This is a genomic window from Butyricicoccus intestinisimiae, assembly GCF_018918345.1.
GTDB classification, from domain to species: domain Bacteria; phylum Bacillota; class Clostridia; order Oscillospirales; family Butyricicoccaceae; genus Butyricicoccus_A; species Butyricicoccus_A intestinisimiae.
This window is the reverse complement of record NZ_JAHLQI010000004.1, coordinates 1-26,294: the sequence shown is the minus strand read 5'-3', so window position 1 is coordinate 26,294 and position 26,294 is coordinate 1. Positions and strand designations below refer to the sequence as shown.

23 protein-coding genes are annotated in these 26,294 nt (G+C 51.5%); 7 read left to right on the top strand and 16 right to left on the bottom strand.

The genetic code is table 11. The features are described from left to right. Window positions 1-363 precede the first annotated feature (363 nt). Window positions 364-1,416 (top strand): tRNA preQ1(34) S-adenosylmethionine ribosyltransferase-isomerase QueA, encoded by a 1,053-nt coding sequence (queA, locus tag KQI75_RS08320; RefSeq protein ID WP_216470286.1) that lies wholly within the window; start codon window positions 364-366, stop codon window positions 1,414-1,416. Then, window positions 1,409-2,539: a tRNA guanosine(34) transglycosylase Tgt gene (gene tgt, locus KQI75_RS08315; RefSeq protein WP_216470285.1), complete on the top strand. Its 1,131-nt coding sequence runs from the start codon at window positions 1,409-1,411 to the stop codon at window positions 2,537-2,539. The genes queA and tgt overlap by 8 nt, the downstream gene beginning before the upstream one ends. Before the next feature lie 69 nt (window positions 2,540-2,608). Here the strand turns inward: tgt and KQI75_RS08310 are convergent, their stop codons facing one another. The 4 genes from KQI75_RS08310 to KQI75_RS08295 all read right to left on the bottom strand — a co-directional run bounded on the left by KQI75_RS08310 (window position 2,609) and on the right by KQI75_RS08295 (window position 6,137). Then, the gene (locus KQI75_RS08310) at window positions 2,609-3,940 is read right to left on the bottom strand and encodes a D-serine ammonia-lyase (RefSeq protein WP_216470284.1); all 1,332 of its coding nucleotides are present in this window, start codon (window positions 3,938-3,940) and stop codon (window positions 2,609-2,611) included. Then, window positions 3,941-4,402, bottom strand: coding sequence for a low molecular weight protein-tyrosine-phosphatase (locus KQI75_RS08305; RefSeq protein ID WP_216470283.1), 462 nt, complete (start codon window positions 4,400-4,402; stop codon window positions 3,941-3,943). Window positions 4,403-4,607: 205 nt separating this feature from the next. Continuing rightward, entirely contained in the window at window positions 4,608-5,372 is a 765-nt protein-coding gene (locus KQI75_RS08300; RefSeq protein ID WP_216470282.1) for an HNH endonuclease, read from the bottom strand. Between the two features lie 231 nt (window positions 5,373-5,603). Further along, window positions 5,604-6,137: a flavodoxin family protein gene (locus KQI75_RS08295; protein WP_216470281.1), complete on the bottom strand. Its 534-nt coding sequence runs from the start codon at window positions 6,135-6,137 to the stop codon at window positions 5,604-5,606. 348 nt (window positions 6,138-6,485) lie between these two features. On the opposite strand from KQI75_RS08295, the gene KQI75_RS08290 reads away from it, so the two are divergent. Together KQI75_RS08290 and KQI75_RS08285 are read left to right on the top strand one after the other, a co-directional pair. After that, window positions 6,486-7,067 (top strand): xanthine phosphoribosyltransferase, encoded by a 582-nt coding sequence (locus KQI75_RS08290; RefSeq protein ID WP_216470280.1) that lies wholly within the window; start codon window positions 6,486-6,488, stop codon window positions 7,065-7,067. Window positions 7,068-7,076: 9 nt separating this feature from the next. Further along, window positions 7,077-8,438, top strand: coding sequence for a uracil-xanthine permease family protein (locus KQI75_RS08285; RefSeq protein WP_216470279.1), 1,362 nt, complete (start codon window positions 7,077-7,079; stop codon window positions 8,436-8,438). A 59-nt stretch (window positions 8,439-8,497) separates the two neighbouring features. On the opposite strand, the gene glf is transcribed toward KQI75_RS08285, so the two are convergent. Next, window positions 8,498-9,610, bottom strand: coding sequence for a UDP-galactopyranose mutase (glf, locus tag KQI75_RS08280; protein ID WP_216470278.1), 1,113 nt, complete (start codon window positions 9,608-9,610; stop codon window positions 8,498-8,500). Between the two features lie 154 nt (window positions 9,611-9,764). Between glf and KQI75_RS08275 the strand changes: the two genes are divergently transcribed. Next, window positions 9,765-10,787 carry a phage baseplate protein gene (locus tag KQI75_RS08275; protein ID WP_216470277.1) on the top strand — a complete coding sequence of 341 codons (1,023 nt, stop codon included), beginning with the start codon at window positions 9,765-9,767 and terminating at the stop codon, window positions 10,785-10,787. 48 nt (window positions 10,788-10,835) lie between these two features. Here KQI75_RS08275 and KQI75_RS08270 read toward each other — a convergent pair whose 3' ends face one another. The 3 genes from KQI75_RS08270 to KQI75_RS13775 form a co-directional block, all read right to left on the bottom strand. Then, complete coding sequence (locus KQI75_RS08270) at window positions 10,836-12,245, bottom strand: lipopolysaccharide biosynthesis protein (RefSeq protein WP_216470276.1); 1,410 nt, start codon at window positions 12,243-12,245, stop codon at window positions 10,836-10,838. 7 nt (window positions 12,246-12,252) lie between these two features. Further along, on the bottom strand, window positions 12,253-12,855 hold the full coding sequence (locus tag KQI75_RS08265) for an NUDIX hydrolase (RefSeq protein WP_216470275.1): 603 nt from the start codon (window positions 12,853-12,855) through the stop codon (window positions 12,253-12,255). A 121-nt stretch (window positions 12,856-12,976) separates the two neighbouring features. Beyond that, entirely contained in the window at window positions 12,977-13,657 is a 681-nt protein-coding gene (locus KQI75_RS13775; RefSeq protein WP_216470274.1) for an SH3 domain-containing protein, read from the bottom strand. 228 nt (window positions 13,658-13,885) lie between these two features. Between KQI75_RS13775 and KQI75_RS08255 the strand changes: the two genes are divergently transcribed. Next, the gene (locus KQI75_RS08255) at window positions 13,886-14,554 is read left to right on the top strand and encodes a YoaK family protein (RefSeq protein WP_216470273.1); all 669 of its coding nucleotides are present in this window, start codon (window positions 13,886-13,888) and stop codon (window positions 14,552-14,554) included. Between the two features lie 53 nt (window positions 14,555-14,607). Here KQI75_RS08255 and KQI75_RS08250 read toward each other — a convergent pair whose 3' ends face one another. Next, the gene (locus tag KQI75_RS08250) at window positions 14,608-17,226 is read right to left on the bottom strand and encodes a cation-translocating P-type ATPase (RefSeq protein ID WP_216470272.1); all 2,619 of its coding nucleotides are present in this window, start codon (window positions 17,224-17,226) and stop codon (window positions 14,608-14,610) included. 385 nt (window positions 17,227-17,611) lie between these two features. Here KQI75_RS08250 and KQI75_RS08245 point away from each other — a divergent pair, with 385 nt between their 5' ends. Further along, window positions 17,612-18,076, top strand: a complete 465-nt coding sequence (locus KQI75_RS08245; protein ID WP_216470271.1) for an Lrp/AsnC family transcriptional regulator — start codon at window positions 17,612-17,614, stop codon at window positions 18,074-18,076. A gap of 12 nt (window positions 18,077-18,088) precedes the next feature. Here the strand turns inward: KQI75_RS08245 and KQI75_RS08240 are convergent, their stop codons facing one another. The 7 genes from KQI75_RS08240 to KQI75_RS08210 all read right to left on the bottom strand — a co-directional run. Beyond that, window positions 18,089-18,934, bottom strand: coding sequence for an aminotransferase class IV (locus KQI75_RS08240; RefSeq protein WP_216470270.1), 846 nt, complete (start codon window positions 18,932-18,934; stop codon window positions 18,089-18,091). Between the two features lie 168 nt (window positions 18,935-19,102). Continuing rightward, complete coding sequence (locus tag KQI75_RS08235) at window positions 19,103-20,092, bottom strand: substrate-binding domain-containing protein (protein ID WP_216470269.1); 990 nt, start codon at window positions 20,090-20,092, stop codon at window positions 19,103-19,105. Between the two features lie 11 nt (window positions 20,093-20,103). Beyond that, complete coding sequence (locus tag KQI75_RS08230; RefSeq protein ID WP_216470268.1) at window positions 20,104-20,763, bottom strand: hypothetical protein; 660 nt, start codon at window positions 20,761-20,763, stop codon at window positions 20,104-20,106. Beyond that, window positions 20,753-22,483, bottom strand: coding sequence for a cache domain-containing sensor histidine kinase (locus tag KQI75_RS08225; RefSeq protein WP_246566531.1), 1,731 nt, complete (start codon window positions 22,481-22,483; stop codon window positions 20,753-20,755). The genes KQI75_RS08230 and KQI75_RS08225 overlap by 11 nt, the downstream gene beginning before the upstream one ends. Next, window positions 22,476-24,065 carry a response regulator gene (locus KQI75_RS08220; protein WP_216470267.1) on the bottom strand — a complete coding sequence of 530 codons (1,590 nt, stop codon included), beginning with the start codon at window positions 24,063-24,065 and terminating at the stop codon, window positions 22,476-22,478. The genes KQI75_RS08225 and KQI75_RS08220 overlap by 8 nt, the downstream gene beginning before the upstream one ends. Before the next feature lie 21 nt (window positions 24,066-24,086). Continuing rightward, window positions 24,087-25,103 carry an aldose epimerase family protein gene (locus KQI75_RS08215; protein WP_216470266.1) on the bottom strand — a complete coding sequence of 339 codons (1,017 nt, stop codon included), beginning with the start codon at window positions 25,101-25,103 and terminating at the stop codon, window positions 24,087-24,089. A gap of 132 nt (window positions 25,104-25,235) precedes the next feature. Then, a partial coding sequence (locus tag KQI75_RS08210) for a UDP-glucose--hexose-1-phosphate uridylyltransferase (protein ID WP_216470265.1) occupies window positions 25,236-26,294 on the bottom strand: 1,059 nt, incomplete at its 5' end.

Genomic DNA, 26,294 nt, shown 5'->3' with positions numbered 1-26,294 from the left:
TTCTTTGAGGGAGCTGGATTCGCCGCAGGCAAAGACTGAGGGAGTTTTGTCAGATTGACAAGATACGCATAAGATTTGCCCTGAGCAGACTTGTTTGCGTGCTTGCCCTCTCAGTCATTTGCTTCGCAAATGCCAGCTCTCCCAAGGGGAGAGCCAAGAAGCCGGTGCGCAACGTTTACCCTGACGCACAATTCAAACTTGTCTCTCCCTCTGGGAGAGATGTCGCGCAGCGACAGATTTGTGCGCTATTGCCCTTGATTTTCTCTCCCCCATCCGCTATGATGTTATTCGTATCATTCCGAGCAGGAAGCAACCTGCTGTACGGGGATAAGGAGGCTGGTGCGCTGTATTCGCGCCGAAATTATGAAAACAAGCGATTTTTATTACGATTTACCAGAACGTCTGATTGCACAGACGCCGCTCGACAAGCGAGATACTTCTCGCATGCTGGCACTGAACAAGGACACCGGTGCCATTGAGCACCGACATTTTTACAATCTGCCGGAGTACTTGCGAGCTGGCGACACGCTGGTTCTCAACAACTCCCGTGTCATTCCGGCTCGTCTGCTGGGTGTCCGCGAGGACACCGGTTATCCGATTGAGCTGGTTCTGCTGACGGATAAGGGCGACGGTGTATGGGAATGTCTGACCCGTCCGGGCAAGAAATGCCGTGTCGGCGCCAAGCTGAGCTTTGGCGAAGGCAAGCTGACCGCCACCGTAGAGGATATTTTGCCGGACGGCGGCAACCGTCTCATTCGTTTCCATTACGAAGGCATCTTTTTGGAAATTCTCGAAGAACTGGGCATGATGCCGCTCCCGCCGTATATTAAGGAAAAGCTGGAAGATCCAGAACGCTATCAGACCGTCTACAGCAAGACGCCGGGTTCTGCCGCCGCACCAACTGCCGGTCTGCACTTCACACCGGAACTGCTCCAGCAAATCAAAGACATGGGTGTGAATATCGCCTATGTGACACTGCATGTCGGTCTGGGAACCTTCCGTCCGGTCAAGGTCGAGGATGTTTCCGAGCATGTGATGCATTCTGAATTTTATATGCTGGACGAGGAAAACGCAGCCATTATCAACAATACCCGCAAAAACGGCGGCCGTATTTTCGCTGTCGGCACGACAGCAACACGCACACTGGAAACCATTGCCGCAGAGGACGGTTCTGTTCGTCCGTGCTCCGGCTGGACCAATATCTTTATTTATCCGGGCTATCAGTTCAAAGCTATTGATTGCCTTGTGACCAATTTCCATCTGCCGGAAAGCACACTGATGATGCTGATTTCCGCTTTCGCATCGCGCGATATGATTATGAGCACATATAAAGTAGCTGTTCAGGAGGAATACCGTTTCTTTAGCTTCGGTGACTCCATGCTGATTTACACCAACAAGGAGGACAACCATGTTTAAGATTCTCAAGACAGAAGGCCGCGCGCGCCGCGGCGAATTTACCTGTGCACACGGCACCGTACAGACACCGGTATTCCAGAACGTCGGCACACAAGGTGCCATCAAGGGCGCTGTTTCCGCGCAGGATCTCAAGGATCTGGGTTGTCAGATTGAACTGTCCAACACCTATCATCTGCACATTCGTCCGGGCGATCAAGTCGTTCGCGCGATGGGCGGTCTGCACAAGTTTATGAATTGGGACGGCCCGATTCTGACCGACAGCGGCGGATTTCAGGTGTTCTCTCTCTCGTCTCTGCGCAAAATTAAAGAAGAAGGCGTGTACTTTTCTTCTCATGTCGATGGACGCAAGATTTTCATGGGTCCGGAAGAAAGCATGCAGATTCAGTCCAATCTCGGTTCGGATATTGCCATGGCATTTGACGAATGCTGTGAAAATCCGTCTCCGTATGAGTACGTCAAGGCTTCCTGCGAGCGCACCACCCGTTGGCTGCATCGCTGCAAAGCAGAAATGGCTCGTCTCAACAGCCTGCCGACCACAGTAAACCCGAAGCAGATGCTGTTTGCCATCAATCAGGGCGGCACCTATGACGATCTGCGTGTTGCACATATGAAGGCCATCGCAGAGCTGGATTTGGATGGCTATGCCATCGGCGGTTTGGCTGTCGGTGAATCCACCGAAGTCATGTACCACATTCTCGATGAAGTGGTTCCCTATGCACCGGAAAACAAGCCGCGCTATCTGATGGGCGTCGGCACACCGTCCAACATCATTGAAGCGGTTTGGCGCGGTGTCGATTTCTTTGACTGTGTTATGCCGACCCGCAATGCGCGGCACGGTCACCTGTTTACATGGGACGGCATCCGCAATCTGAACAACGCCAAATATCAGTTGGATGACAAGCCGATTGACGAGCATTGTCATTGTCCGGTTTGTCAGAATTACAGCCGCGCATATATCCGTCATCTGCTCAAGTCCGGCGAAATGCTGGGACAGCGCCTGACGGTTATGCACAACCTGTGGTTCTATAACAACCTGATGGTGGAAATCCGCAAAGCGCTCGATGAAGGCCGCTTTGCAGAATTCCGCGAGCAGTGGAGCGAAAAGCTCGGCAAGCGCATTTAATTCTTGCTGTATAAAGAAAAAATCTCCCTTTCAAGCAAAGGGAGATTTTTTTGTATTCTGTGCATTTCTTTATAAATATGTATGTTGATACTGTTCACGAATTTCTTCCGGAACCAGCGCGCCGCCGGTTGCCCACGCGATGTGAATCGCCTGCGGCAGCTGCTGTATCAAGTTATGTTGTTCGAGATACTTTTGCATGACCAGCTGCGAAAAATACCGCAATCCCGCAAACGCCGCGCACGAGCTCGGTTCGATAAAGATATTCTCTGTTTTGAGCAAATCACGCATATACTGATATAATCGAAAATCTGCCACCGTACAAATACCGCTGAGCAGCGGTTTCATCACACCGCCGACAAATCCGAACGGACGTCCAACAGCCAGACCATCCGCATGCGTCAAGCCGGTCAGTCCGATGTCTTTGACACAAATCCTATTGTTTAATCCGGTTGCCATGCCGAGCAGCATACACGGTGCCTGCGTCGGTTCGACAAAAAAGCAATGCACTGCATCGCCAAATACCTGCTTGAGTCCGAACGTGATGCCGCCCGGTGCGCCGCCGACGCCGCATGGCAGATATACGAACAGCGGGCGCTGCTCATTCGGCGCAAGTCCCATTGTTTCCAGCTGTTTTTTCAGCCGCTTTGCCGCAACTGCATATCCCAAAAACAGATTTTTTGAATTTTCGTCATCTACAAAATAGCTGTTCGAATCGGCATCAGACAGCGCTCTTCCCTGCTTCACCGCACTGGAATAATCGCTTTCATATTCTTTTACCGTGACGCCATATTGGCGCAACAGGTCTTTTTTCCATTGCCGCGCATCGGCAGACATATGCACAACCGCCTGATATCCAATCACTGCGCTCATAATACCAATGCTCAAGCCCAAATTTCCTGTCGAGCCGACCTGAACGGTATACTGATGAAAAAAATCCTTGCGATGCGCCAAGGCTTCATATGCCTGTGCGCTGCCGTTTTTCACATCCTGTTCGTGCAGCAATCCATGCCGCAATGCCAGTTCCTCTGTATGTTTGAGTACTTCATAAATACCGCCGCGCGCCTTGACAGAACCCGCGATTGCCAAATCGCTGTCTTGCTTCAGCAGCAGCGTTCCATCTATCGGCATCTGTTCTTTTTCTTGTAAATCGCGCTGCATATCCGGAATGCGAACCAGCGGTGATTCAATGATTCCCTGCGCCGGAATGGTTTCCGGAAAATACTTCATGATAAGCGGTGCAAAGCGCTGCAGCCGCCGTTCTGCGTCATCTATATCCACCGCGGTCAATGCCAGTTGTGCCTGCGCAAACGGAACATGATCCGGATTGAGCCACAAGATTTCTTTGGTTTTCCGCAAATCACGAACAACCGGATTGTTATCTAATTTTTCCATATGCAGCATTTACAGCGCCTCGCGTTTCAGTTGTTCCAGCAGACCGCGGCAGCCCGCATTGACATCGCGCCACGTATCCTCAAAATTTCCGGTATACCACGGGTCAGCGACCTCGCCGGGTCGGTCAGTATAGTCCATCATTGCATGGATTTTGTTTTCTTCATCCCCGCCGCACATCCGGCGCATATTACGCAAATTGGCAGAATCCATGCCAATCAGCAAATCAAAGGTTTCATAATCCTGCCGTCTTAACTGGCGCGCTGTTTTGCCTGCACAGCCAATGCCGTGCTCTGCCAGCTTTCTCCGCGCAGGCGGATAGACCGGATTGCCGATTTCTTCTGTGCTGGTCGCGGCAGACTCGACATAAATCTCGTCCTGCAGCCCCGCCGCCTGCACCATGTCTTTCATCACGAACTCTGCCATCGGACTGCGGCAGATGTTGCCGTGGCAGACGAAAAGTATTTTAATCATTGGAATTTTCCTTTCTGCAATGCCCTAAAACGCCGTAATTTGCGCTGTTTTGGGCGGGCGCTACTTCATTATATATTCCATACCGCTTTCTTTTCAACTGTTTTGGACTATAATTTTCTTTTAAACTTCGGAAATGCAAGTTCAAAACTTCCATATATTCGATAGTTTTCGACTTGTGCAAACGAAAATTCAACTGCAACTTTCTTTATATAATCTCAATCAGCTTATTTTTGATACAAATCTCATATCCCAGCTTCTTTTCGCCTACGTCATCGAATGAAACAGTGATAATGGCATTTGAAATTCCGGTAATTATTCCTTCATCATAAGATTTATGTTTGACCCGCTTGCCAAGTATACTTGCCGGAACAACGACTGCTGGCTTTGGTGAAGCAGGCGCAACCATAGGAATCGGTGTTGACAATTTGGAAGCTGCTTTTTTTCTGACCTTTTTCTTCTTGGCAAGCAGCGTTACGTACTCTGCATCGACATTCTTGCCGCGTGCCTTATAGTCATCCATATCCTTAAATACGAACATCTCCGGTTTTTTTACATTATTTTCCGGCACTGGACGTATCGGAAACATCCAAACCTTGCGGTCATTTCCATCTATATCGGGCTGTACATCAACATAAGGCTTTGAAACAAGTTCAATTCTGCCGCAATAAATATAGTCGCCGGCATCTATAACTTCAAAAAGATGAACGTCAACGCCATTTTGACCACATGCTGCAAGTGTAGCATTTTGTGCCCAATGAATATCCTGATCACCAGACTTTCCCATGCCTGTATAGTGGAGGACACCGCCAATCCATTTATCATGATAAATGCCCTTTGTATAATCGGAAACAATCACCAAAGTATTTGTAGTTTTTGATCGGCGCATACCACCCATATTACCACACTTAAAGATTTCGACAATTTCACTATTTTTCAGTATTTGCCCGATTTCTAAACCAGGATTAAACATGTACCATTTCACCTCTTATTTTCTTTATCCGACGCATTTTTACAGTTACATTATATGTCAGGCTGTGAATCAAATCAATATTATCCGCAGGCATTGCACAAAAAAGCGAGCTTCTGAATCTCTGCTCCGCCGGAGCGTCAAGATGAGAAGCTCGCCAATGTCTCACGAACCGCATTTTAGCCTGTATAATCGTCAGTTTTTGAAACCCAACCGATTCCCTCAAACAGCATGTTAAACAGAACATCCCATATCATAGGCCGTTTGGAAAACACGTTGATTCTTAACCAATCCTGCCTCCATCACATTTGCCGCATATATCTTTCCTGCAATCTTGTATTCTTCCAGATGCTCTACAAAACCATCCAGATCACCGAGCGATCGCTCAATAATGTCCTCACCCAGACCAGCTGATATAATATAGTAAACCTCTTTTTTGCCAAGATGCTGCCAGATAGGATACGTGCGGTCAATAAAGGTCTTCATTTGGGCACTGATTCCATAAAAATATACCGGAGTGGCCAGCACAAGTACATCTGCCTTCTGAAACATTTTGAGTATTTCAGCCATGTCATCTTGTAATACGCAGGTGCCGCCATTTCTCATACAGCCGTCACAGGCTCTGCAAAAGCCTATATTTTGCTCCATGATGCGTACGATTTTCACCTGATGGCCTTTTTCTTCTGCTCCTTTTTTGAACTGCTCACACAAGAGCTGCGAATTCCCTTTTTTTCTCGGCGAGCTCGAAATAATCAATATATTTTTCATTGGTTTTCCTTCCCTATATTATGTTTTGTACTCTCTGTCAACGGACAATGCAGGGAAACATAATCACTATTCTTAAATTATATAACCACAAAATCCAAACCGAACGGAGAATCCGGCATACCTCCCCAATCTCTTGATTTCATTATACCGCAACCCTTGAAAAAGTAAAGAATTTTGGAAATCCCTGATGCAAACCCCATGTTCCGGTCTCTCCCCCTCTGTAAAAAAAATTCAAAAGAATTGTATGAATTTCATGGTTTTTCTGATATAATACCAGTATATATTTGTCGATTTTTTTGGTACACTGAAGTGTATATCACATTGAATACATACGAAGGAAGGATCATTATGAATTTTTTAGAAGAGCGTATCGTAAAAGACGGTATCGTTAAGGAAGGAAACATTCTGAAGGTAGACAGCTTTCTCAACCATCAGATGGATATTGATCTGTTCAACCAGATGGGCGAGGAATTTAAGCGCCGTTTTGAAGGCAAGCCGATCAACAAAATTCTCACCATCGAGGCTTCCGGCATCGGCATCGCCTGTATCGTAGCAAGTCATTTTCATGTTCCGGTTGTTTTTGCAAAGAAGTCTCAGAGCATCAACATCGACGGTGACGTTTATGTGGCAGAGGTAGAGTCCTTTACGCACAAGTGCAAGAATCAGGTGATTGTATCCAAGAAATTTCTGGATGAGAACGATCATGTGCTGATTATTGATGATTTCCTTGCAAACGGCTGTGCTTTACAGGGTCTGCTGTCCATCGTTGCACAGGCAGGCGGTACCGTGGAAGGCATCGGCATCGCTGTCGAGAAGGGCTTCCAGCAGGGCGGCCGCATCATTCGTAATTTTGGCTATCAGCTGGAATCTCTCGCAATTGTTGAGGGCATGGACGCTGCAAACGGTACGGTTCAGTTCCGCGAACAGTAAGGAGATTTCATGCACGCTACAAAAACATCGACAGAATCCGCTTCTGTCAATCATATTTACACGTTGGACGGCAAAGTGCCGCTTCTCAATGCCATTCCGTTCGGCTTGCAGCACATTTTGGCGATGTTCGTATCCAACATTGCGCCGATTTTGATTGTCGGCGGTGCCTGCGGACTGGACAGCAAGGAAACCGCTCTGCTCATTCAGAGTGCCATGCTCATTGCCGGCATCGGCACACTGGTACAGCTGTTTCCGCTGTTCGGCAAGATCGGCTCCGGTCTGCCCATCGTCATGGGCATCAGCTTTACCTTTGTGTCGATTCTCAGCTTTGTCGGTGCGCAGTACGGGTACGGCGCGATTATGGGCGCAGTGCTCATCGGCGGCATGATTGAAGGCGTTCTCGGCCTATTTGCCAAGTATTGGATCAAGCTGATTTCTCCGATTGTCTCCGCCAGTGTGGTCACTGCCATTGGCTTTTCTCTGCTCAGCGTCGGCGCAAATTCGTTCGGCGGCGGTGCCGGCAGCGAAAATTTCGGCTCGGCAGAAAACTGGATTCTCGGCGTTGTGACGCTGGTTTGCTGTATCCTGTTTCATGTATTTGCCAAGTCCTTTTGGAAGCAGCTCTCTGTGCTGTTCGGCTTGATTGTCGGCTATATTCTCGCCGTATGCATGCACATGGTGGACTTTTCTTCGCTGGCAGGCACATCTCTTATCGCCATTCCGCAGCTGATGCCGTTCCGCATGGAATTCCGTCCGGACGCGATTGTGTCTGTCGTGCTCATCTTCTTGGTATCTGCAACCGAAACCATCGGTGACACCTCGGCGCTGGCTGCCTCCGGTTTGGGACGCGATGTCACGGAAAAGGAAACCTCCGGTTCCATCGCCTGTGACGGCTTTATCAGCTCGCTGTCCTCTGTCTTTGGCTGCCTGCCGATTACATCGTTCAGCCAAAACGTCGGTCTGGTTGCGATGACCAAGGTTGTCAATCGCTTCACCATTGCAACCGGCGCAGTGATTATGATTCTTGCCGGCGTGTTCCCGATGTTCGGCGCATTGCTCGCAACGCTGCCGGATGCAGTGCTCGGCGGCTGCACCATTATGATGTTCGGCACCATTGTCGTCAGCGGCCTGCAGATGATAAGCAAGTGCGGCTTTTCGCAGCGCAACACTGTGATTGCGGCGCTCTCGCTCAGCATCGGCCTCGGCTTTACTCAGTGCGCAGATCTGTTTGCGATTTTCCCGCAGATGGTTCAAACCGTCTTTGCACAGAACTGTGTTGCGGTTGTCTTTGTCGTCGCCATTGTTTTGAATCTGATTCTTCCGCAAAATATGGAAGCGGAGCATCCGGCACAATCCGAAAACGCAAAATAAGTTTATGGTATAGAAAAAGCAGATTTTCCAAAAACGGAAAATCTGCTTTTTTCTATCTGTCAAGCCAATTCTTGTCTGCTTCTTTCCAGAGCCGCCGCAATGACCTGATCCATGTCATAATATGTATATTCTCCCAATCTTCCGCCGAAAATCACATGCGATTCCCGCTGTGCCAGCGCCTGATATGCTTGATACCGCGCGCTGTTTTTCTCATCGTTCACCGGATAATACGGCTCGTCTCCCGGCTTCCATTCCGATGCATATTCTCGGCTGATGACCGTCTTGGGCAGTTCGTTTCCGTGTTCATCCTTGCCGAATTCGAACCATTTGTGCTCGATAATACGTGTCCACGGCGTTTCCCGATCCGTATAATTTACAGCAGCATTGCCTTGGAAATTGGGAATGTTTAATACTTCCGTTTCAAACCGCACGCTGCGATATTCGAGATTGCCAAGCTGAAAATTAAAATATGCGTCAATTGCTCCGGTATAAACGACTTTGCGCGCCATGGCATCCCAGTTTGATTTGTCTGCGAGATAGTCTCTATCCAGCCGCACTTCGATGCCTTCCAGCAGACGTTCCACCAACTTGGTATAGCCTCCAATCGGAATGCCTTGATACAGCGCATTGAAATAATTGTTGTCGAAGGTCAGCCGCACCGGAAGGCGCTTGATGATAAATGCCGGAAGCTCCTTGCAATCGCGTCCCCACTGCTTTTCCGTGTACCCCTTGACGAGCTTTTCAAAAATATCACGGCCTACCAGAGAGATAGCCTGCTGTTCCAGATTTTGCGGCTCGCCCTGAATTTCCGCGCGCTGTTCCTCAATTTTTTTCTGTGCCTGTTCCGGTGTCACGACGCCCCACATTTTGTTAAACGTATACATATTAAACGGCATCGAATACAGCTCGCCCTTATAATTGGCCACCGGACTGTTGGTAAACCGATTGAAGTCGGCAAACTGCGTGATGTATTCCCACACCTGCTTGTTGTTTGTGTGGAAGATATGCGCGCCGTACCGATGCACATGAATGCCTTCGATTTTTTCTGTATAAATATTTCCAGCTACATGCGGACGCTTATCAATCACCAGCACCGATTTTCCCGCCCGCTTGGCTTCCTGCGCAAATACAGCGCCGTACAATCCGGCACCGACAACTAAATAATCATACATAGATCATACTTCCTTGATTTTCTTAAAAACTGTTGTGAATTATAGCTGAAATTTGTCGAGCTGTCAAACTGCGCGGTGTTTTCCACAGGCTTGCAAGAAATGAACGTTGACAGAGCGGTGTTCGCGCCTATTATAAAAGCCGGAGGTGAAGTCAATGAATACAACTTTAACAATTGACATGACGCATTTGCCCAACAGCATTCCCTTGGGCAGATGCGGCGAAAATCACACGGTGATTTGCTTCGACTGTACATCGTATCTGGAAACGTATGGTGAAGGCAGTGCGGCGCTGCTGTTTCAGCCTGCCCAAGGCTCCATGCATCCTGTCGTTGTGGAACAGACCGGTGCCCTTGTCACTTGGCGCGTCAGCGCATCCGACACCGCCGCATCCGGCTCCGGATTGTGCGAGCTGAGCTGGTATGTCGGTGACATGCTGGCAAAATCGCAGCAGATGAGCACGGTTGTCTATGCCGCGCTGTCGGAGCGGGCGGATACCGCCTGCCAAGCTGCCAGCCGTCCATGGATGGATCAAATTGTACAGGCAAGCGCCAACGCCCAGCGCGCGCAGGCCGCCGCCGAAACCGCCCAGAGCATTGCGGACGGCATGGGTGCTGTCTACGTCAAGCAGTCCGGCGGCAAACTGTCCGGCAATCTCGATGCGCAGTCACACACCATTTCCAACTTACAGGCACCGGCAGCCGGTCGGGACGCTGCCACCAAACAGTATGTCGATGACGCCCGCGCCGCCTGCCTGTCCGCGGATGCACTCCAGACAGCCGTGCTCGACATGTTCTATCCGGTCGGCACCCTGTATCACACAACGGCATCCGCCTTTGATCCGGCTGCCGCTTGGGGCGGCACATGGGAGCGCATTAAGGACAGATTTCTGCTCGCGGCGGGCACTGCGTATGCAGGCGGCAGCACCGGCGGCGAAGCGACGCACAAGCTGACCGCACAGGAGATGCCAAGCCACACGCACACCATGTATGTCAACAACGATGGTTCCTCTTCCAGTTGGTCTCCGACAGCCGGAGAGTATTTAATCAAACCGGACGGTGTCACGACCAGCAAGAAAAACTATCAGGGCAAGCTGGCACAAAACGGCGCAGGTCTCGATCAGGCACACAACAACATGCCGCCGTATCTCGCCGTGTATATTTGGAAGCGGACTGCCTGAGTGCACATGAAAACGCGCCGGATGCCATCATCCGGCGCGTTCTGCTGTCTATTTGGTATGTAATTTGCTGCGAACAAAGCGCGCACCCATCCTGAGCATCTCCCAATTGGCGCCAATCGCATACCCGATAGTGAGTACCAGCGCGCCCGCCTGTATCCGGCGATTGCCGCAATAATACGTGTACAGCAGACAGCCGCCCATCAGCAGACAGCCAACCACCACCGAGCGCTTGAGCTTCATGTGCACGGTTCGATTAACATCTCTATATCGAACCAAAAACAAAATCAAAAACGCCGCCAGCGTTGAAATAGACGCCGCAAAGATATGAATTTTTCGAATCAGAAGCAAATCCACCACAATGTTGATGACTGCGGCAGAAATCGAGGTCTCCGCAATTTTCTTTGCATTTTTCTGCGCGACATACACACAGCTGTACAGCCCGACCAGCACGCGAAACAGCATGGCATACAGCAAAATCAAAATCTGCGGATATGCATCGTGATACTTGGCGTCAATGAATACCGGAAAGAAAAACGGCATGCACGCCGCCATGCCAAAGCATCCGGCAGCAAACAGCTGAAACATCGCGTTCATGGTCTCGGTCAAAAATTCGTCCCGATCTGCATCGGTATAGTGCAGCGACACGGTCTCTGCCCACGACAGATTTAAGATATTATAAAAATTGACAAACACATTGGAAAACTTATTGGCGATGGAATACACGCCGTTTGCCGCCGCGCCGAGAAAGTACGAGACAATGGTTCGGTCCGAGGCATTGACGACCCACCACGCCAAATTGTTCGGCACCAGCGGAATCGAATACGCGCCCACCTGCTTAAAAATCGCCGGTTGTATGCACCGCAGCGACAGATAGTTTCGGCAGCCGGACGCTGCGAGAAGATACAGCAGTGTCAGGCTCTGTGCCAGCAGGGTGGATACCAGCAGCCCCGTCAGTCCTCCGTGAAAACAGGTCAGGGCGAGAACATTGAACAGCGCGGTTGCCGTCGCCGCGATAAACGATGCAATCGTGTACACGACGCTCTTTCCCAGCCCGCGCACAAACTGCATCAGCATGGCGTTAAACACCTGCAAAATGACATACACAAGCAAAAAATACGCGTGTTCCACGTGCACAACGGCCTGTATCAGCGCGAACACCGCCAGATAGGCACCGCACTGGATGACACTAAAAAACAGCAGGGTGGAAAACAAAACGGTATGGCGCGCGGTGTTTTGCCGGTCATCTAGCATAAACCGGAACAGCCCTTGATGGAGCTGCCAGCCGACCAGCGGCAGCAGCAGCATGGAATAGGTGAGCATCAAATCAAACGTGCCATATGCACCGGTTGACAGCATCGCTGTATAAAACGGCAGCAGCAGAAAATTGATGCACTGGGTGCATACTCTGCCGATCGTCAGGATTGCTGTATTCTTTGCTAGTTCTTTTCGACGTCCCATTGTATTCTCACCTTGTGATGCGTGCAAACGCCTGCAAAATTTTTGCGGTGATGCCCCAAATTGTCCAATCCTGATACTGATAAAATACAATGTCCTCTCGGCGCTCCCGCCACTGATATTGTTTTCCGCCGACAATGCGCGACAGCGGAAAATCCTCCGGTGGATGCACCGGCAGCGTAATGCGGTATTGCTCCGGCTTCTGCGTCTGAAAAAACGACAGCGGCACGCAAAACACCCTCTCCACCTCCGCCGTGCTGTACGTCATGTCATAGTCCGTCAACTTTGCCGCATACGGATACAGCATCAGCGTATTGGTGTGCAGCACGTCCATCAAGCCGAACACTTGGATTTGCTCCGGCCGGAGCAAAAGCTCCTCGCAGGCCTCCCGCACGGCTGCCTGCCGCGGCGTCTCGCCCGCTTCTATCGCACCGCCCGGCAGACAAATATCTCTCGGCTGGTGCTTGAGCTTGGGTGACCGCTGTTCCAGCACAATTTGCACGCCGTCCGGTGTCTCAAGCAGCGGAATCAGCACCGCCGCCTGCCGGCATTGCTCCAGACCGATGAGCGACGGCTGATGCTCCGTCAATCGTTTGATAAGTTCTGGTGACATAGATTCTCCTTTTTTATCAGCAGGCAAATGTTTTGCCTGTTTGCGCGTTCTATGCTATAGTGTGTCCCGTCAGATAAAAACATAATCTCCCAGTTGCCGAGCAGCGCGTAGGAGATTGCGTTTAGTATTTTTCATGGATGCGGATGCTGTCCGCATCGATCCAGCCGATATATGCTTGTATTTGAACCTCGTACCACATTTCTCCGTCAACCTTTGCGGAATACAGCAGCCGAACGACATCGTCTGTCTCGAGCGGTGCAATCGTCCGGAAATTTGCCGCAGACGGTTCCGCATATAGACTGGTGCTCTTTGTCACGGTCGCGCGGCCGTCCTCCTCGCGCAGACGGGAAATATAATCCGAACACAGCCAATCGTTGAGATAGGTTCCCTCTGCAATCTGAGACCAATTGTCTTTCTCCGCATCCGTCGAGAGAATCGTTCCGCCGGAAAGCGTTGTGACGCGCGGATAGGTTGTCCCCGGACCGGTGCGGACGTTGAGCCCTGCGGCAGTCGTGATAATCGCCATGGAATAGGAAGATTCCGTCTGCTGCTCCGTCTGTTTTTCGGATTGTATCTGCTCTGTCTGCCCAACTTGCTGCTCTGTTTTATCTATCCGGCTATGGATGGCGGAATACGCCAGCATTCCCAAACGAATCAGACAAAAAAGCACGATCGCGGCAACGAGAACAGACAGCATGAACCGGCGACGGCGCACACGTCTGCGCTTTTCCCGCATCTTATGCCTACGGCGTATCGCGCGACGGCGCAGGAGTTCCTGTCGGCGTTCCTCTTCGTCGTACACAGTTCGTTCCCCCTATCTCATGATATCTTATTGTAAATGGCAAAAAAGCCAATTGCAAGAGTTTTTGCGAAAAATGCCGAATTTTCAAACAAAAAAGCACTCAAAACTGCATTTGCAGGCGATATTCTATAGCAAACGCCTCAACGGCATGCATATCTATTTGCTTTTTCACCTTGCTTCCTGTATAATATGGGACTGGAAACAATTCAATCGAAATCAGGTGAAATTATGCATCATTCGGAGGCGCATTTTCAAACCTCAGAGACCTTTTTGCTCAGCGCGGTCCTCGCGCTGTCCGGCGGTTTTCAAGACGCCTATACCTACAATGTGCGTGATGAGGTTTTTTCCAATGCACAAACCGGCAACATCGTTTTAATGAGCCAGCATTTGATGGAGGGCGATTGGATGACGGCTCTGCACTATCTGTTCCCGCTCCTCGCGTTCGCGCTGGGCGTGTTTGTCGCAGAGCATATCAGTCACCGCTACAAAACATCCACCCGCCTACATTGGCGGCAGATTGTCGTCGCCATCGAATTCGTTTTGCTCCTGCTTGTCGGCTTCATTCCCACACAGTACAACATCATTGCAACCGCTCTGGTATCCTTCGCCTGCTCCATGCAGGTGCAGACCTTCCGCAAGGTACACGGCTACGGATATGCCAGCACCATGTGTATCGGCAATCTGCGCAGCGGAACCGAGAGCCTGTCCATTTACCTGCGCGACAAACGGCCGGAGGCGCTGCGCAAGGCGCTGCATTATTACGGCATCATCTGCGTTTTTGCGCTCGGCGCAGGTGCAGGCGGCATTTGCTCGCTGCACATCGGCCTGCGGGCAATCTGGATATCCAGCCTGCTGCTGTGCATCGCATTCAGCATGATGCAAAAAGAACATCGCTGATACAAAAAGCGTGATACCGAGCACATCGGCATCACGCTTTTTTGTTATGCAGATTACCGCTTCTCGGCAATCAGTTTGATTGTTTGAATGATGAGCGTCGGCACAACCGCCAATGCCGTGATGATACCCAGCTGGCTGATGCCAAACTGCGGGGAAACCAGAAACAGCTGCTTGAGTCCCGGCACGAACAGCACGGCGAGCAGCAGCAGCGCACCGGCAGCAAATGCCAAGTTGGAATACGGATTGGTGGAAAATTTCAGGCGGAAGATGGACGCCTCGCCGCGGCAGTTGAAGCCATGGAACAGGCGCGCCAGCGTCAGCGTTGAAAATGCCATGGTCGATGCCAATGCTGCATCGTGCTGCTGATAGCCCAGATAAAATGCCGCCATCGTTACGACAGCAATCAGCAGACCCTGCCATCCAATATTACACAGCAGCGCACGGTTCAAAATCGGCTGCTTCGGGTCGCGCGGCGCGCGGTTGAGCAAACCGCGGCGCGCCGGTTCCATGCCGATGGCAATGGCTGGCAGAGAGTCCGTCAGCAAATTGATAAACAGCAGGTGCACCGGCTGAAACGGCACAGGCAGCGCCAGCAGCGATGCGTACAGCACACAGAAAATGCCCGCCGTATTGCCGGACAGCAAAAACCGAATGGCATTTCGAATATTTTCATATACGCTTCTGCCGTTTACGACCGCCTTGACAATCGTTGCAAAATTATCATCCGTCAAAATCATTGAAGCGGCGTCCTTGCTGACCTCCGTGCCCGTGATGCCCATGGCCACGCCAATGTCCGCTTGCTTGAGTGCCGGTGCATCGTTTACGCCGTCACCGGTCATGGAAACGATGCTGCCGCGCCGCTGCCATGCATGCACGATGCGGATTTTGTGTTCCGGCGACACGCGCGCATAGACCGAGATGTGCGGCAGCTGGCGATCCAGCTCGGCGTCCGTCATCTGCTCCAGCTCTACGCCGGATACGGCAATATCCCCGTCCGCAAAAATGCCCAGCTGACGCGCAATCGCTGTCGCTGTAATTTTATGATCACCGGTAATCATGACGGTTTTGATGCCGCCGCGTTTGGCATCCGCCACCGCCTGAATCGCTTCCGGACGCGGCGGATCTATCATGGAAATCAGACCGAGGAAGGTAAAGCTGCACTCGTCCTCCAGCTCCAGCGGGCGATCCGCGTCCAGCTCCCGATATGCAAACGCCAGCACGCGCAAGCCCTGCTCGGACATCTGCGTATTGATGCGAATAATCTGCTCTCGCAGCTGCGGCGTCAGCGCAACACATCCCTTGCTCGTCAGCACATGGGTGGAGCGATTGAGCAGGCTGTCTATGGCGCCCTTTGTAAACATGGTCGGCACACCGTCGATGTCGTGCAGGGTGCTCATGCGTTTGCGGTCGGAGTCAAAGGCAAGCTCGCTCAGCCGCGGATGCTGTTCCCGATATACTTCTTCAATCACGCCGAACTGTTCGCCCAGCATGACAAGCGCAACCTCCGTCGGATCACCGATGGAATCTCCCGTGTCCTCATCATGCGTTGCATCGCTGGCGAGCAGCGCGGCTTTGAGCAGCATGCGCTGCACCGGATTGGACAGCTCCAGCTGTTCCTTGGCAATCACCTGTCCATCCGCATACAGCGTTTGCGGCGTCATTTTGTTTTGCGTCAGCGTGCCGGTTTTGTCCGAGCAAATGACGGACACGCTGCCCAAGCTCTCTACCGCCTTCAAATCCTTGATGATGGCATTTTGCCGCGCCATCTTCTGCGTTCCCATGGCGAGCACAATCGTGACGATGGAGGACAGCGCTTCCGGAATGGCCGCCACGGCGAGCGCCACAGCAAACATCAGCGAATCCAAAATCCCCATGCCGGTGCGGAATACGGACAGAGCAAACACGCCCGCACAGATGATGAGAATGCCAATCGCCAGCTTCGCGCTGAATGCGTCCAAGCTCTCCTGCAGCGGTGTTTTGCGCTGCTGGGTCTGGTTCATCAGTGCCGCAATCTTGCCCAGCTCCGTGTGCATGCCGGTCGCTGTGACAAGCACCGATGCGCGGCCGTAGGTCACCAGCGAACCGGAAAACACCATGTTTTTCTGATCGCCTAGGGCAACCTGCTCGGCGTCAATCACATCCGTCTGCTTGTCTACGCCTTCGGATTCTCCGGTCAAAGAGCTTTCATTGACTTTGAGCGAAAAATTCTCTAAGATGCGGCCGTCCGCAGTCACCATATCGCCCGCTTCCAGCAATACGATATCGCCGGGAACGACCAATGCAGAATCAATCTCCACGCGGGCACCATCGCGCAGCACCTTGGCTGTCGGGGACGCCATGGTCTTCAGGCTCTCCAGCGATTTTTCCGCTTTCACATACTGCACCGTGCCGAGCACGGCATTGAGAATCAGCACGACAAAAATGACAATCGTGCTCTCCACATTGCCGGAACAGGCGGAAATAATCGCTGCAATCATCAAGATACATACCATCAAATCGCGAAACTGCTCTGCAAAAATCCGCACGATGCTCTTTTTCTTTCCCTCGGACAACTTATTTTTTCCGTAGGTCTGCAATCTCTGCGCAGCCTCCTGCGCGGACAGCCCCTGTTCCGAGGTATTCTGCGCGCGCAGCGCCTCCGCAGCCGTCTTTCTAAAGTAGTCTTGTGTCATTGTTTCCTTCCTTTCGCAAATATTCCGGCGGAAGGTAAACAAAAAGACCTCCCGCCAGTTGAAGTGTATCACAACAACTGCCGAAAAGTCTTGTTACCTGTCGATGTCAGGCGCACCCTGCCAGATTTGCCGCGCAAATCGTGATGTTGACAACGTGCCTTGCAACTACTCCCTTTTCAACTGGCATAAGCATAGCATACTTTCCAAAAAGCGTCAATTGCGCACATTGCGATTTAACAAACAATTAACAGAAACAAAGAAGCAGGACGAAAAAAAGAGTTTTGACAAGCCTTGTCCCTGCTGATATAATAAAGATAACTCTATGGCGGTCAGCATCCAAAGCGTTGACTGCCTTTTTTCATCTCACATGCAGGAGGAGTCGAGGATGGATCAGATCGACCAGAAAATACTGGCACACCTAAAACAAAATGCGCGCGCACGTGCTTCGGACATCGGAAAAGCCGTGCATCTGTCCGTGTCGACGGTCATCGAGCGCATTCATAAAATGGAAGATGCCGGCGTGATTTGCTCGTACACGGTCATCACCAACGACGCCAAGGTCGGCAACGATGTCACCGCCTTGATTGAAATTTCCTTGGAGCATCCGCGGTTTAACGACTCGTTTTCCGAGAAGGTGATGGAGCACCCCAACGTCATCTCCTGCTATTATCTCACCGGCAGCTATGACTACATGGTCAAGGTCAACTGCCGTTCTTCCGATGAACTGGAAACCATTCACCGCTGGATCAAGGATCAGTCCGGCGTGTGTCAGACGCAGACGCATTTTGTGCTGCGCACAATCAAGAACATCTACTCGGCTCTGCCGGCTGACCCTGCATCCGCAGAATAGCACCGCGCGTTGTTACTGCGCTGCGGTTGCGCTCTCAAATTCTTCAATGACTGCGGCACGCAACTTTTCCATGCGCTCCGCATCCTTGCCGCCTACCGGCTTGCCGTCAATCTCGCAGGCACGCAGGCACAGCTTGCTGGAGCTGGACACGATGATTTCATCCGCGTCAAACAGTTCTTCCAGCGTATACGGCGTCTCGCTCACCGGAATTTCCAGCTTCTTGCACGCCTGAATCAGATGCGCACGCGCGATGCCCGGCAAAATCAGATTGTCTGTCGGTGCGGTGATAAACTTGCCGTCCTTGAGAATGGACACATTGCTGTGCGCGCACTCGGTGACGCGGTTGCCCGGACGATAGAACACGGTCTCCTGACAGCCCGCCTTCTTTGCCTTTTCCGATGCAACGCAGGACGGAATCAGATTCAGTGTCTTGATGTTGCAGTGCAGGAAACGGGTGTCCGGCTGCGTAATCAGCTTGATCGGCTCCTTGCAGTCTCCGATGACCTGCGGAATAATCATAATCCACAGATTGCCTGCACCCTCTGTATATGCATGGTTGCGAATGCCGGTGCCGCGCGTCACCTGATAGTAAACAAACAGCTCGGTATCGTCCATCTTATCCACCATTTCCTGCAGCAGCTGCTTGAGCTCCGGCTTGGTAACCGGCATGACAATGTCCAGCAGTCCTGCGCTGTTAAAGAAGCGGTCGATATGCTCGTCAATCGCAAAAATCTTGCCGTTGCGCGCCGGACCCGCATCATACACGCCGTCGCCGAACCAACAGACGCGGTCGTTCATCGGGATGGACATCTCGTCCAGTTCTCCGTATTTTCCGTTATAATAGCCCAGTGTTTTCATTTTTTGCCTCCCAAATAAGGAAAATCTATTCGAAATTGCGCGCGCACGGGCGCACACACAATCTGCTTACCATTATACTGATTTTTGCGTCAAAGGACAAGCGAATTTCCAAAAAAAGTACGGCATAAACCATGCCGCTCGGACGTTTTTTGTCCGAGCGGCATGGTTTTATTTGTTTGCCGTTTTATATGCCAGCGGTTCCGCATACCAAATCTTCTGTTGGACGGATGTTCCCGCGGCAGTCTGATTGATTAGCTGACAAACCAGATGCACCTGCTGCGATGGATTGATGTCCACGGTTCCATAAATTTCTCCGTCATCAATCCGCTGCTGCATCGCCTGCGTTTTATTGATGCCCAGAATCAGCGGGCTGTCCCAGCCCTTTCGCTGGTAAAAATCATAGGCGCCGAGCGCCATATCATCGTTGTTACAGACAATCGCCTCCGCCTCCCGCAGCTCCTGCTCGGACAGCGTGCCCAACTGCTCGGTCGCGCGCTGCCGCGCCCAATCCGCAGACAAGCCGGCAAGCTGATTCATCGGCAGGGTTTTTCCTGTTTCCGACAAAAACGCATTGGTGCGCCGAATCGTGTCGTAATGCGACTGCTCGCCCTCGATGAGAATGTAGTCCAGTGTTCCGTTTTGATTTTTGTCTATGTGCTGACTGTCCCACGCCTCTCGCAGCATGGTCGCCTGCAGCACGCCCGCCGCCTGTCCGTCCGTGCCGACGTACCAGACTTTTTCTCCGATTTGCAAATCCATCTCGTCCGGCTCTCGGTTGAACAAAATCACGGGGATGTCTCTGCTGCGCGCTTGATTCAGGCTGTCCGCTGCGGAATCCGCCTGAACCAAATTCAGCACCAAAACATCACAATCCTGCTTGAGCAAATATTGAATCTGCTTTTGCTGCACATTATCGCTGCCGTTGGCGTCCAGCACTTCATATCGAACCGGCAAATCTGCGGACACCTGTGTTTCCAGCGCTTGTTCCAATTCCTCCGTCATGCTTTTCATGAACGAATCGTCCAAGTCATACACGCAGACGCCGATTTTATACACGCGCTTTTGCTGCTTCACCGGAAATTTCCATATCCACAGGCAGAGGAGCAAGACACACGCCAGCAGCAGCGCATACACGCCCATTTGTCTTTTGTGTTTCATATTCTATCCCCTCATTCGCCCAGCAGCGCATCATAGGTTCCTGCATCCAGCGCCTGTTTGGATACCCACAGCATATCCGCCTGCACGGATTCCATGGCGCTTCCCGCCGCGTGAAAATACAGCTTTTGTGCACTGCGATATCCGAGCTGATACCAATTGGGAACCCAGACGCCGCGCAGGCTGCCGGATTGTATCGCTGCCATCTGCTCCGCGGTCAGTTCGCCGTCGGAAACCACATCATCCGGCTGCACATCTGTGCGGTCAAACGATGCCTGAAACGGAAAGCATGCATACGGCTCATCGGAACAGCACAAAACCGGCATCGCGGCATACGCCTGTTCATCGGTTCGCGAAACCGAGAGAAACCGTTCCGGATACAGCAGAAGAATACCTTTTGAGCCGAGTGTTTGTTCCTCCTGCATGGTTTTCTCCCATCGCTGCTGCGTCCACGCCGCACCGTACAAGACCTGCATCTGTATCTCATACTCCTGTGCGCAGTCGCGCACGCCTTCCATCAGTGCGGATGTTTCCTGTTCGCTTCCTCTCGGCAGCACAACCGTCAGCTGTACCTGCTGTTTTTCCTGCCCCTGAAAGACAAGCCGCCCGATGCACGCACTGAGAATCAGGACGAGCGCAAACACGATGCAGTATTTTTTTGTCTTATTCTTCATCTGTTTCACGCACCTTTGGAATGGTCATGCGCACGGTCGTTCCCTCGTCCAGCACGCTTTCAATCGTCACGCCATATTCCGGACCATACAGCAATTTCAGCCGATCATCCACATTGTGTACGCCGACGCCCGAGCCGCGCTTGCTGGAAACCACTTTGTTGTGCAGGATATAGTCGATTTGCTCCTCGGTCATGCCGCCGCCATTGTCCGCCACCGCGATACAAATATTGCCGTCCACCTCATGCACCGACAGCTCGATTTCTCCATCATCGTATTTTCCTTCCATGCCGTGATACACGGCATTTTCAATAATCGGCTGAATGGTGATTTTGGGGCACAAATAGTCGAGCAGCGACGCATCAATGTCCGTGATAAATTCAAATTTGTCTTTGAACCGGATGTTTTGAATGGAGAGATAGCTTACCGCGTGCTCGATTTCTTTTCTCAGCGGAATAATGTCTTTTCCCTGACTCAGAGAGACACGGAAAAACTTCGCCAGCAGCGATACCATTTTTCCCGCGCCTTCATATTCTCCGCTTTGAATCATCCAAATGATAGAATCCAATGTGTTGTACAAAAAATGCGGCGTAATCTGCGATTGCAGCAGCTTGCGCTCCATGTGGCGCTTTTCCTTTTCGTTTGCAATCACCCGCCGCATCAGTCCCTGAATGCGCTCTGCCATGCTGTTGAAGTGGTCTGCCAGCGCGCGCAGCTCACCAATGCCTTCCGCCTGTGCCCGCACGCTCAAATCTCCGACGCCGAACCGTTCCATCACTGCGGACAATTTGCTGACCGGATGCGTAATCAATCGCAGCAGCAGCAAATCCGTCAAAATCAGTACGGCGCCCGCCGCGCACAGAACCACCCATAAAATGACATACAAATTGTGATTTTGCTGCTGCACATCGGTCAGCGAGCGAACCGCAACCAGCTTCCAGCCGGTATAGCCGATTTGATGCGTCTGGATGTTCCATGCTGCATGGTTGTGCTGAACGGTTGTGTCCGACAGCATCGGTATCGACCATTCTTCCCACAAGCCGCTGGCAATCTCCTTGCGAAACGGATGATACAGCATGCTGCCGTCCGTGTCGAGGACATAGCAATAGTCTACCTTGGTGCTTTTGTATCGTTCAAGCGTGCTGTCCAAATCCGAAACCGGAAAATCCAAGCGAAGCACGCCCTCTGTCGACTGCCCGCCGCGGGTAAATTCTACATATCGGCTCACCACAAGCACACGGGTGAGCTGATCTTTCTGACAGACCAGCTGCGGCGAACCGAAGGAAATCTGTTCAATGGTCTGTGCCGCCTGCTGAAACCACGGCTGCTTGACAACGTCCGCCGCCGGCACCGGTGTCTGCTCTGTACTCCAGACGGTCTCACCGGATTTGAGATACAGCGCCACGTTGACCAGCTGCCTGTTATGCTGCCGATAAAAGTCCTGCAGCGAGGCATCCCGCGCCGTCTGTGTGCCGTCGCCGGTTTTGAGAATTTGGTAATATACCTGATTGATCAAATCCGACATACTTTTGATCTCTTGCTCCAACCCCGCAGAGAGCGCATCCATTTGGCGCTCGGTATCCGTCTGCACATTGTTTTGAATCTGACCGGATACATAGCGCGAAAACAGCACAATCAGCACCGCAATGCACACCGTAATCATACCAGAAAACAACAACGGAAACAGCTTACGCACGCTCAGAGGATGTCTTTTTTCACGCATTGGCCTGTTCCTGCTTTCGATATTTTGCCGGAGATACCCCGCGGTTTTTCTTAAACACATAGCTGAAATAGTTCGGTTCCGGATAGCCGACCATCTCGCCGATGACGCGGCTTTTCTCCTCGGTTTCCGTCAGCAGCCGTGCCGCCTCATCCAGTCTGCGCTGGGTCAGATAGTTCAAAAAACTGGTTCCGATTTCGCGCCGAAATACTTTGGAGAAATGCGAAGCACTGACGTTGAACAGCTGACACATGGTTTCCACCGAAAGATCCGGCTGGCTGAAATGGTTGTCCACATAGTCGCGCGCTTGATTGGCAAGAATGGCATTTTGGTCGGTCTGCTGCTTTTGAATGCTTCGGCTGGTAAAGTCGCAGTAGTTGTACAGCCAGTTGTTCAGCTCCTCGCCTGTCCGCAGGGAAAGAATGCGCATGACCATGTGCTTGGAACCTGCCAGTCCGTCTTCTTCCTGTATCTGGTATCGCCGATACAATTTGGAAAGCGAAAAAATAATATCCAAAATAATCAGCTGATATTCATTAAAGCTGTATTTGTGTTTTTGAATCGCTTCGAGCAACTTCTTGACCTCGCCGGAAATTTCCTCTGTATTGCCGTGCTTTACCGCAAGCTCCAGCGGCTCCAGCAGACACGTCCAATCGGGTTCCTGTGCCCTGTTGTTGGGCGTCACATCGCCGTAATAGGTAATGACGTCCTCTTTGGCAACGACATTGTATTCCAGCGCATCCTTTGCCTGTGCGTATGCCGTTTCCAGCTGCATCCACGTGTCACAGCACAAGCCCAGACCGCAAGAGAATTTTGCCTTGAGCATGCGCTGTGACATATGCGCCGCTTCTTCCAACGATTTCAAAATGAGACGGCTGCTGTTTGTGTCCGGCAGGCCGAGCAAATACACCGTCTGCTCGTACATACCAAAAGAATACACCGTGCACACCTTGCCCAGCATTTCTTCCACAATTTGCTGTACCGAGATTTGGGTCAGAATATCCTCGTTGTTTTGCGTCTGCATGAGCGCAACCGCATATGCCGGATATGTAAATGAGAGATCCAGCAGTTCCATTTGCTGCGCCGCATATTCCTGCGTGATTTTTCCCTGCAGCAGTTGGGTGAAAAACTGCTGCCGCAGCAGCGGCAAGCTCTGCTGGTATATTTTTTCCTGCCGCTGCCGGTTGGTGCGGAAATCGTATTCTTCTTCCAGCTCTGCATGCAGCTTGGAGAGCAGCTGCTGCATTTCTTCAAAATCAATCGGTTTGAGGACATATTCCGAAACGCCGTAGCTAATCGCCCGTCTGGCGTACTCAAAGTCATCCCATCCGGAAAAGAGGACGATTTTAATGTGCATCAACGCATCGTGCAGAATCCGCGCAAGCTCCAAGCCGTCCAAAAACGGCATCTTGATGTCACTGATGAGCAAATCCGGATGCAGCTTCTGCACATATTCCAGCGCTTCCTGTCCGTTGCCCGCCGTGGCCGCAACGGAAAATCCCAATTGTTCCCACGGGATGCCTCCCAGCATGCCATGCAGGATTTGCGGCTCATCGTCTGCTAAAACGATACTAAAGGTACGCATGCATCGTCCTCCTTTTTCCTTTTACTCCGCCGTGAAGCAGTACGTTGTCTTTGCCTGAAAAATCTGATTTTTCCGCAAAATAACAGATGGATGTTTCTCAATATGAATCGAGTTCGGCAGCAGCTGCGTTTCCAGCGCCACGCCCTCCCGATTTTCGTACGGTCTGCCCTGTCTGCCCATGCAGCCGCCGGACAGGAAATTTCCCGTGTAAACCTGCGTTGTCGGCAGTGTGGTCGAGATGGTCAGCGTTCTTCCGCTCGCCGGATGGCGCAGAACAATCTGTTCATTTTTCGCGTTCAGCACAAAGGCGTGGTCATATCCGCCGGCATTCTTCAGCTGCGGATGCAGCGCATGGATGCGTTCGCCGATTTTGTGAAACGTGCGGAAATCAAACGGTGTCTGCGTGACCTGCATAAACGAACCGTTTGCCAGACAATTTTCATCGACACAGGCAATATGGTCGGCGCACACACGCAGCTCATGTTCTTCGATATGTTCCAAATTGCCTGAAAGATTAAAATACATATGATTGGTAAAATTGGCAAGCGTGTCTTGGTCGCAGACCGCTTGATAGGCGATGGAAAACGCATTGTCCTTGAGTTGATACAAAACATCCAGCTTCAAATTACCCGGATACCCTTCTTCTCCGTCCGGAGACAGATATGAAAAACGAATGCCGTCATCTACAATCTCCGCATCAAAAATTTTCTGGTTAAATCCGTGCACGCCGCCATGCAGATGATTGACACCGTTGTTTGCCGCCAAATCATAGCGTTTTCCGTTTAATACAAACGATGCGCCGCCAATGCGATTGGCAACGCGGCCGACAACCGCACCCATATAGCTGCCGTCATGCGCGCAGTCCTCCACATCGGCAAAGCCCAGCACCACATCGGCGCACTGTCCGGTTCGATCCGGCGCCTGCAGCTCCAGCACATGACAGCCGAGATTGGATACCAGCAAGGTCAGTTTGTCGGATTCAAGCTTATATATTGCAACGCCGTTGGCGCGCTGTTCTGCTACCTGTACCTGTGTCATTGTTGTTTTTCCTTTCTATTAGAATACTACAAATTGCGCATATTCTCAACAAAAATACAAGATAAATCCCGACTGTCAGCGTTTTGTTTGTTCCAGTTCGTGTATTTTGCCTCTGACAGCCGGGAAAACTATTTAATTGACAGACTGTGCAAACCGCAAAAATGCCTGTTTGCCTGTTTCCGTGCGTTTAAATACGCCTGCGTGCTCCAATACCTGAGAGAACACAATGCCAACTTCCTTTTGCAGGATGTCCATGGCGTTTTGTTCGGTAAAGGTATATCGCGTTTTTAACTCGTTTGCCCAATCGGCATGCGGTGCCGTGCGTTCGTCCGCGGTCAAATCCGCACCGGAGACCAGTGCCTCCGCCACAGCGGCAAGCTCGGTTTTGAGCCGCGCCGGAAGAACCGCCAAACCCATGACTTCGATTAAGCCGATATTTTCTTTCTTGATGTGATGCAGCTCCGCGTGCGGATGATAGACGCCGAGCGGATGTTCCTTGGTCGTGATATTATTGCGCAAAACCAGATCCAGCTCGAATTTCCCATTTCGCATACGGGCAATCGGCGTGATGGTGTTGTGCGGCTCGCCGTCGGTCTCCGCAAAGATAAATGCGTCTTTGTCGGTATATCCGCGCCATGCGGCGAGAATCTTGGATGCCAGCTCGACAAGCTGCTTGTCATCCGCACTTCTCAGACGAATCACAGACATCGGCCACTTGACAATGCCCGCTTCTATGCCGTCAAATCCGTCAAATGTCAGCTCGGTTTCGATGGGTGCGCGCTCCATGGCGAATGTGTAATGTCCGCCTTGGAAATGATCATGCGCCAAAATCGAGCCGCCGACAATCGGCAGATCCGCATTGGAGCCGACAAAATAGTGCGGGAACTGTTTGACAAAATCCAGCAATTTGCGGAACGTTGCCGGTTCAATTTTCATCGGCGTGTGCTGCGAATTGAATACAATGCAGTGTTCGTTGTAATATACATATGGCGAATACTGCATAAACCAGCGGCTGCCGTTGATTGTCACCGGAATCACGCGGTGATTTTGCCGTGCCGGATGATTTACGCGTCCGGCATAGCCCTCATTTTCCTTGCACAGCAGGCACTTGGGATACGAGGACTGCGGCATCAATTTGGCTGCCGCAATCGCCTTCGGGTCTTTTTCCGGTTTGGATAGATTGATGGTAAT

Bases quoted from the DNA above. Each gene is read 5' to 3' on its own strand.
- queA (WP_216470286.1), top strand. From the start codon at position 364: ATGAAAACAAGCGATTTTTATTACGATTTACCAGAACGTCTGATTGCA.
- tgt (WP_216470285.1), top strand. From the start codon at position 1,409: ATGTTTAAGATTCTCAAGACAGAAGGCCGCGCGCGCCGCGGCGAATTT.
- KQI75_RS08310 (WP_216470284.1), bottom strand. From the start codon at position 3,940: ATGCTGCATATGGAAAAATTAGATAACAATCCGGTTGTTCGTGATTTG.
- KQI75_RS08305 (WP_216470283.1), bottom strand. From the start codon at position 4,402: ATGATTAAAATACTTTTCGTCTGCCACGGCAACATCTGCCGCAGTCCG.
- KQI75_RS08300 (WP_216470282.1), bottom strand. From the start codon at position 5,372: ATGTTTAATCCTGGTTTAGAAATCGGGCAAATACTGAAAAATAGTGAA.
- KQI75_RS08295 (WP_216470281.1), bottom strand. From the start codon at position 6,137: ATGAAAAATATATTGATTATTTCGAGCTCGCCGAGAAAAAAAGGGAAT.
- KQI75_RS08290 (WP_216470280.1), top strand. From the start codon at position 6,486: ATGAATTTTTTAGAAGAGCGTATCGTAAAAGACGGTATCGTTAAGGAA.
- KQI75_RS08285 (WP_216470279.1), top strand. From the start codon at position 7,077: ATGCACGCTACAAAAACATCGACAGAATCCGCTTCTGTCAATCATATT.
- glf (WP_216470278.1), bottom strand. From the start codon at position 9,610: ATGTATGATTATTTAGTTGTCGGTGCCGGATTGTACGGCGCTGTATTT.
- KQI75_RS08275 (WP_216470277.1), top strand. From the start codon at position 9,765: ATGAATACAACTTTAACAATTGACATGACGCATTTGCCCAACAGCATT.
- KQI75_RS08270 (WP_216470276.1), bottom strand. From the start codon at position 12,245: ATGGGACGTCGAAAAGAACTAGCAAAGAATACAGCAATCCTGACGATC.
- KQI75_RS08265 (WP_216470275.1), bottom strand. From the start codon at position 12,855: ATGTCACCAGAACTTATCAAACGATTGACGGAGCATCAGCCGTCGCTC.
- KQI75_RS08255 (WP_216470273.1), top strand. From the start codon at position 13,886: ATGCATCATTCGGAGGCGCATTTTCAAACCTCAGAGACCTTTTTGCTC.
- KQI75_RS08250 (WP_216470272.1), bottom strand. From the start codon at position 17,226: ATGACACAAGACTACTTTAGAAAGACGGCTGCGGAGGCGCTGCGCGCG.
- KQI75_RS08245 (WP_216470271.1), top strand. From the start codon at position 17,612: ATGGATCAGATCGACCAGAAAATACTGGCACACCTAAAACAAAATGCG.
- KQI75_RS08240 (WP_216470270.1), bottom strand. From the start codon at position 18,934: ATGAAAACACTGGGCTATTATAACGGAAAATACGGAGAACTGGACGAG.
- KQI75_RS08235 (WP_216470269.1), bottom strand. From the start codon at position 20,092: ATGAAACACAAAAGACAAATGGGCGTGTATGCGCTGCTGCTGGCGTGT.
- KQI75_RS08230 (WP_216470268.1), bottom strand. From the start codon at position 20,763: ATGAAGAATAAGACAAAAAAATACTGCATCGTGTTTGCGCTCGTCCTG.
- KQI75_RS08225 (WP_246566531.1), bottom strand. From the start codon at position 22,483: ATGCGTGAAAAAAGACATCCTCTGAGCGTGCGTAAGCTGTTTCCGTTG.
- KQI75_RS08220 (WP_216470267.1), bottom strand. From the start codon at position 24,065: ATGCGTACCTTTAGTATCGTTTTAGCAGACGATGAGCCGCAAATCCTG.
- KQI75_RS08215 (WP_216470266.1), bottom strand. From the start codon at position 25,103: ATGACACAGGTACAGGTAGCAGAACAGCGCGCCAACGGCGTTGCAATA.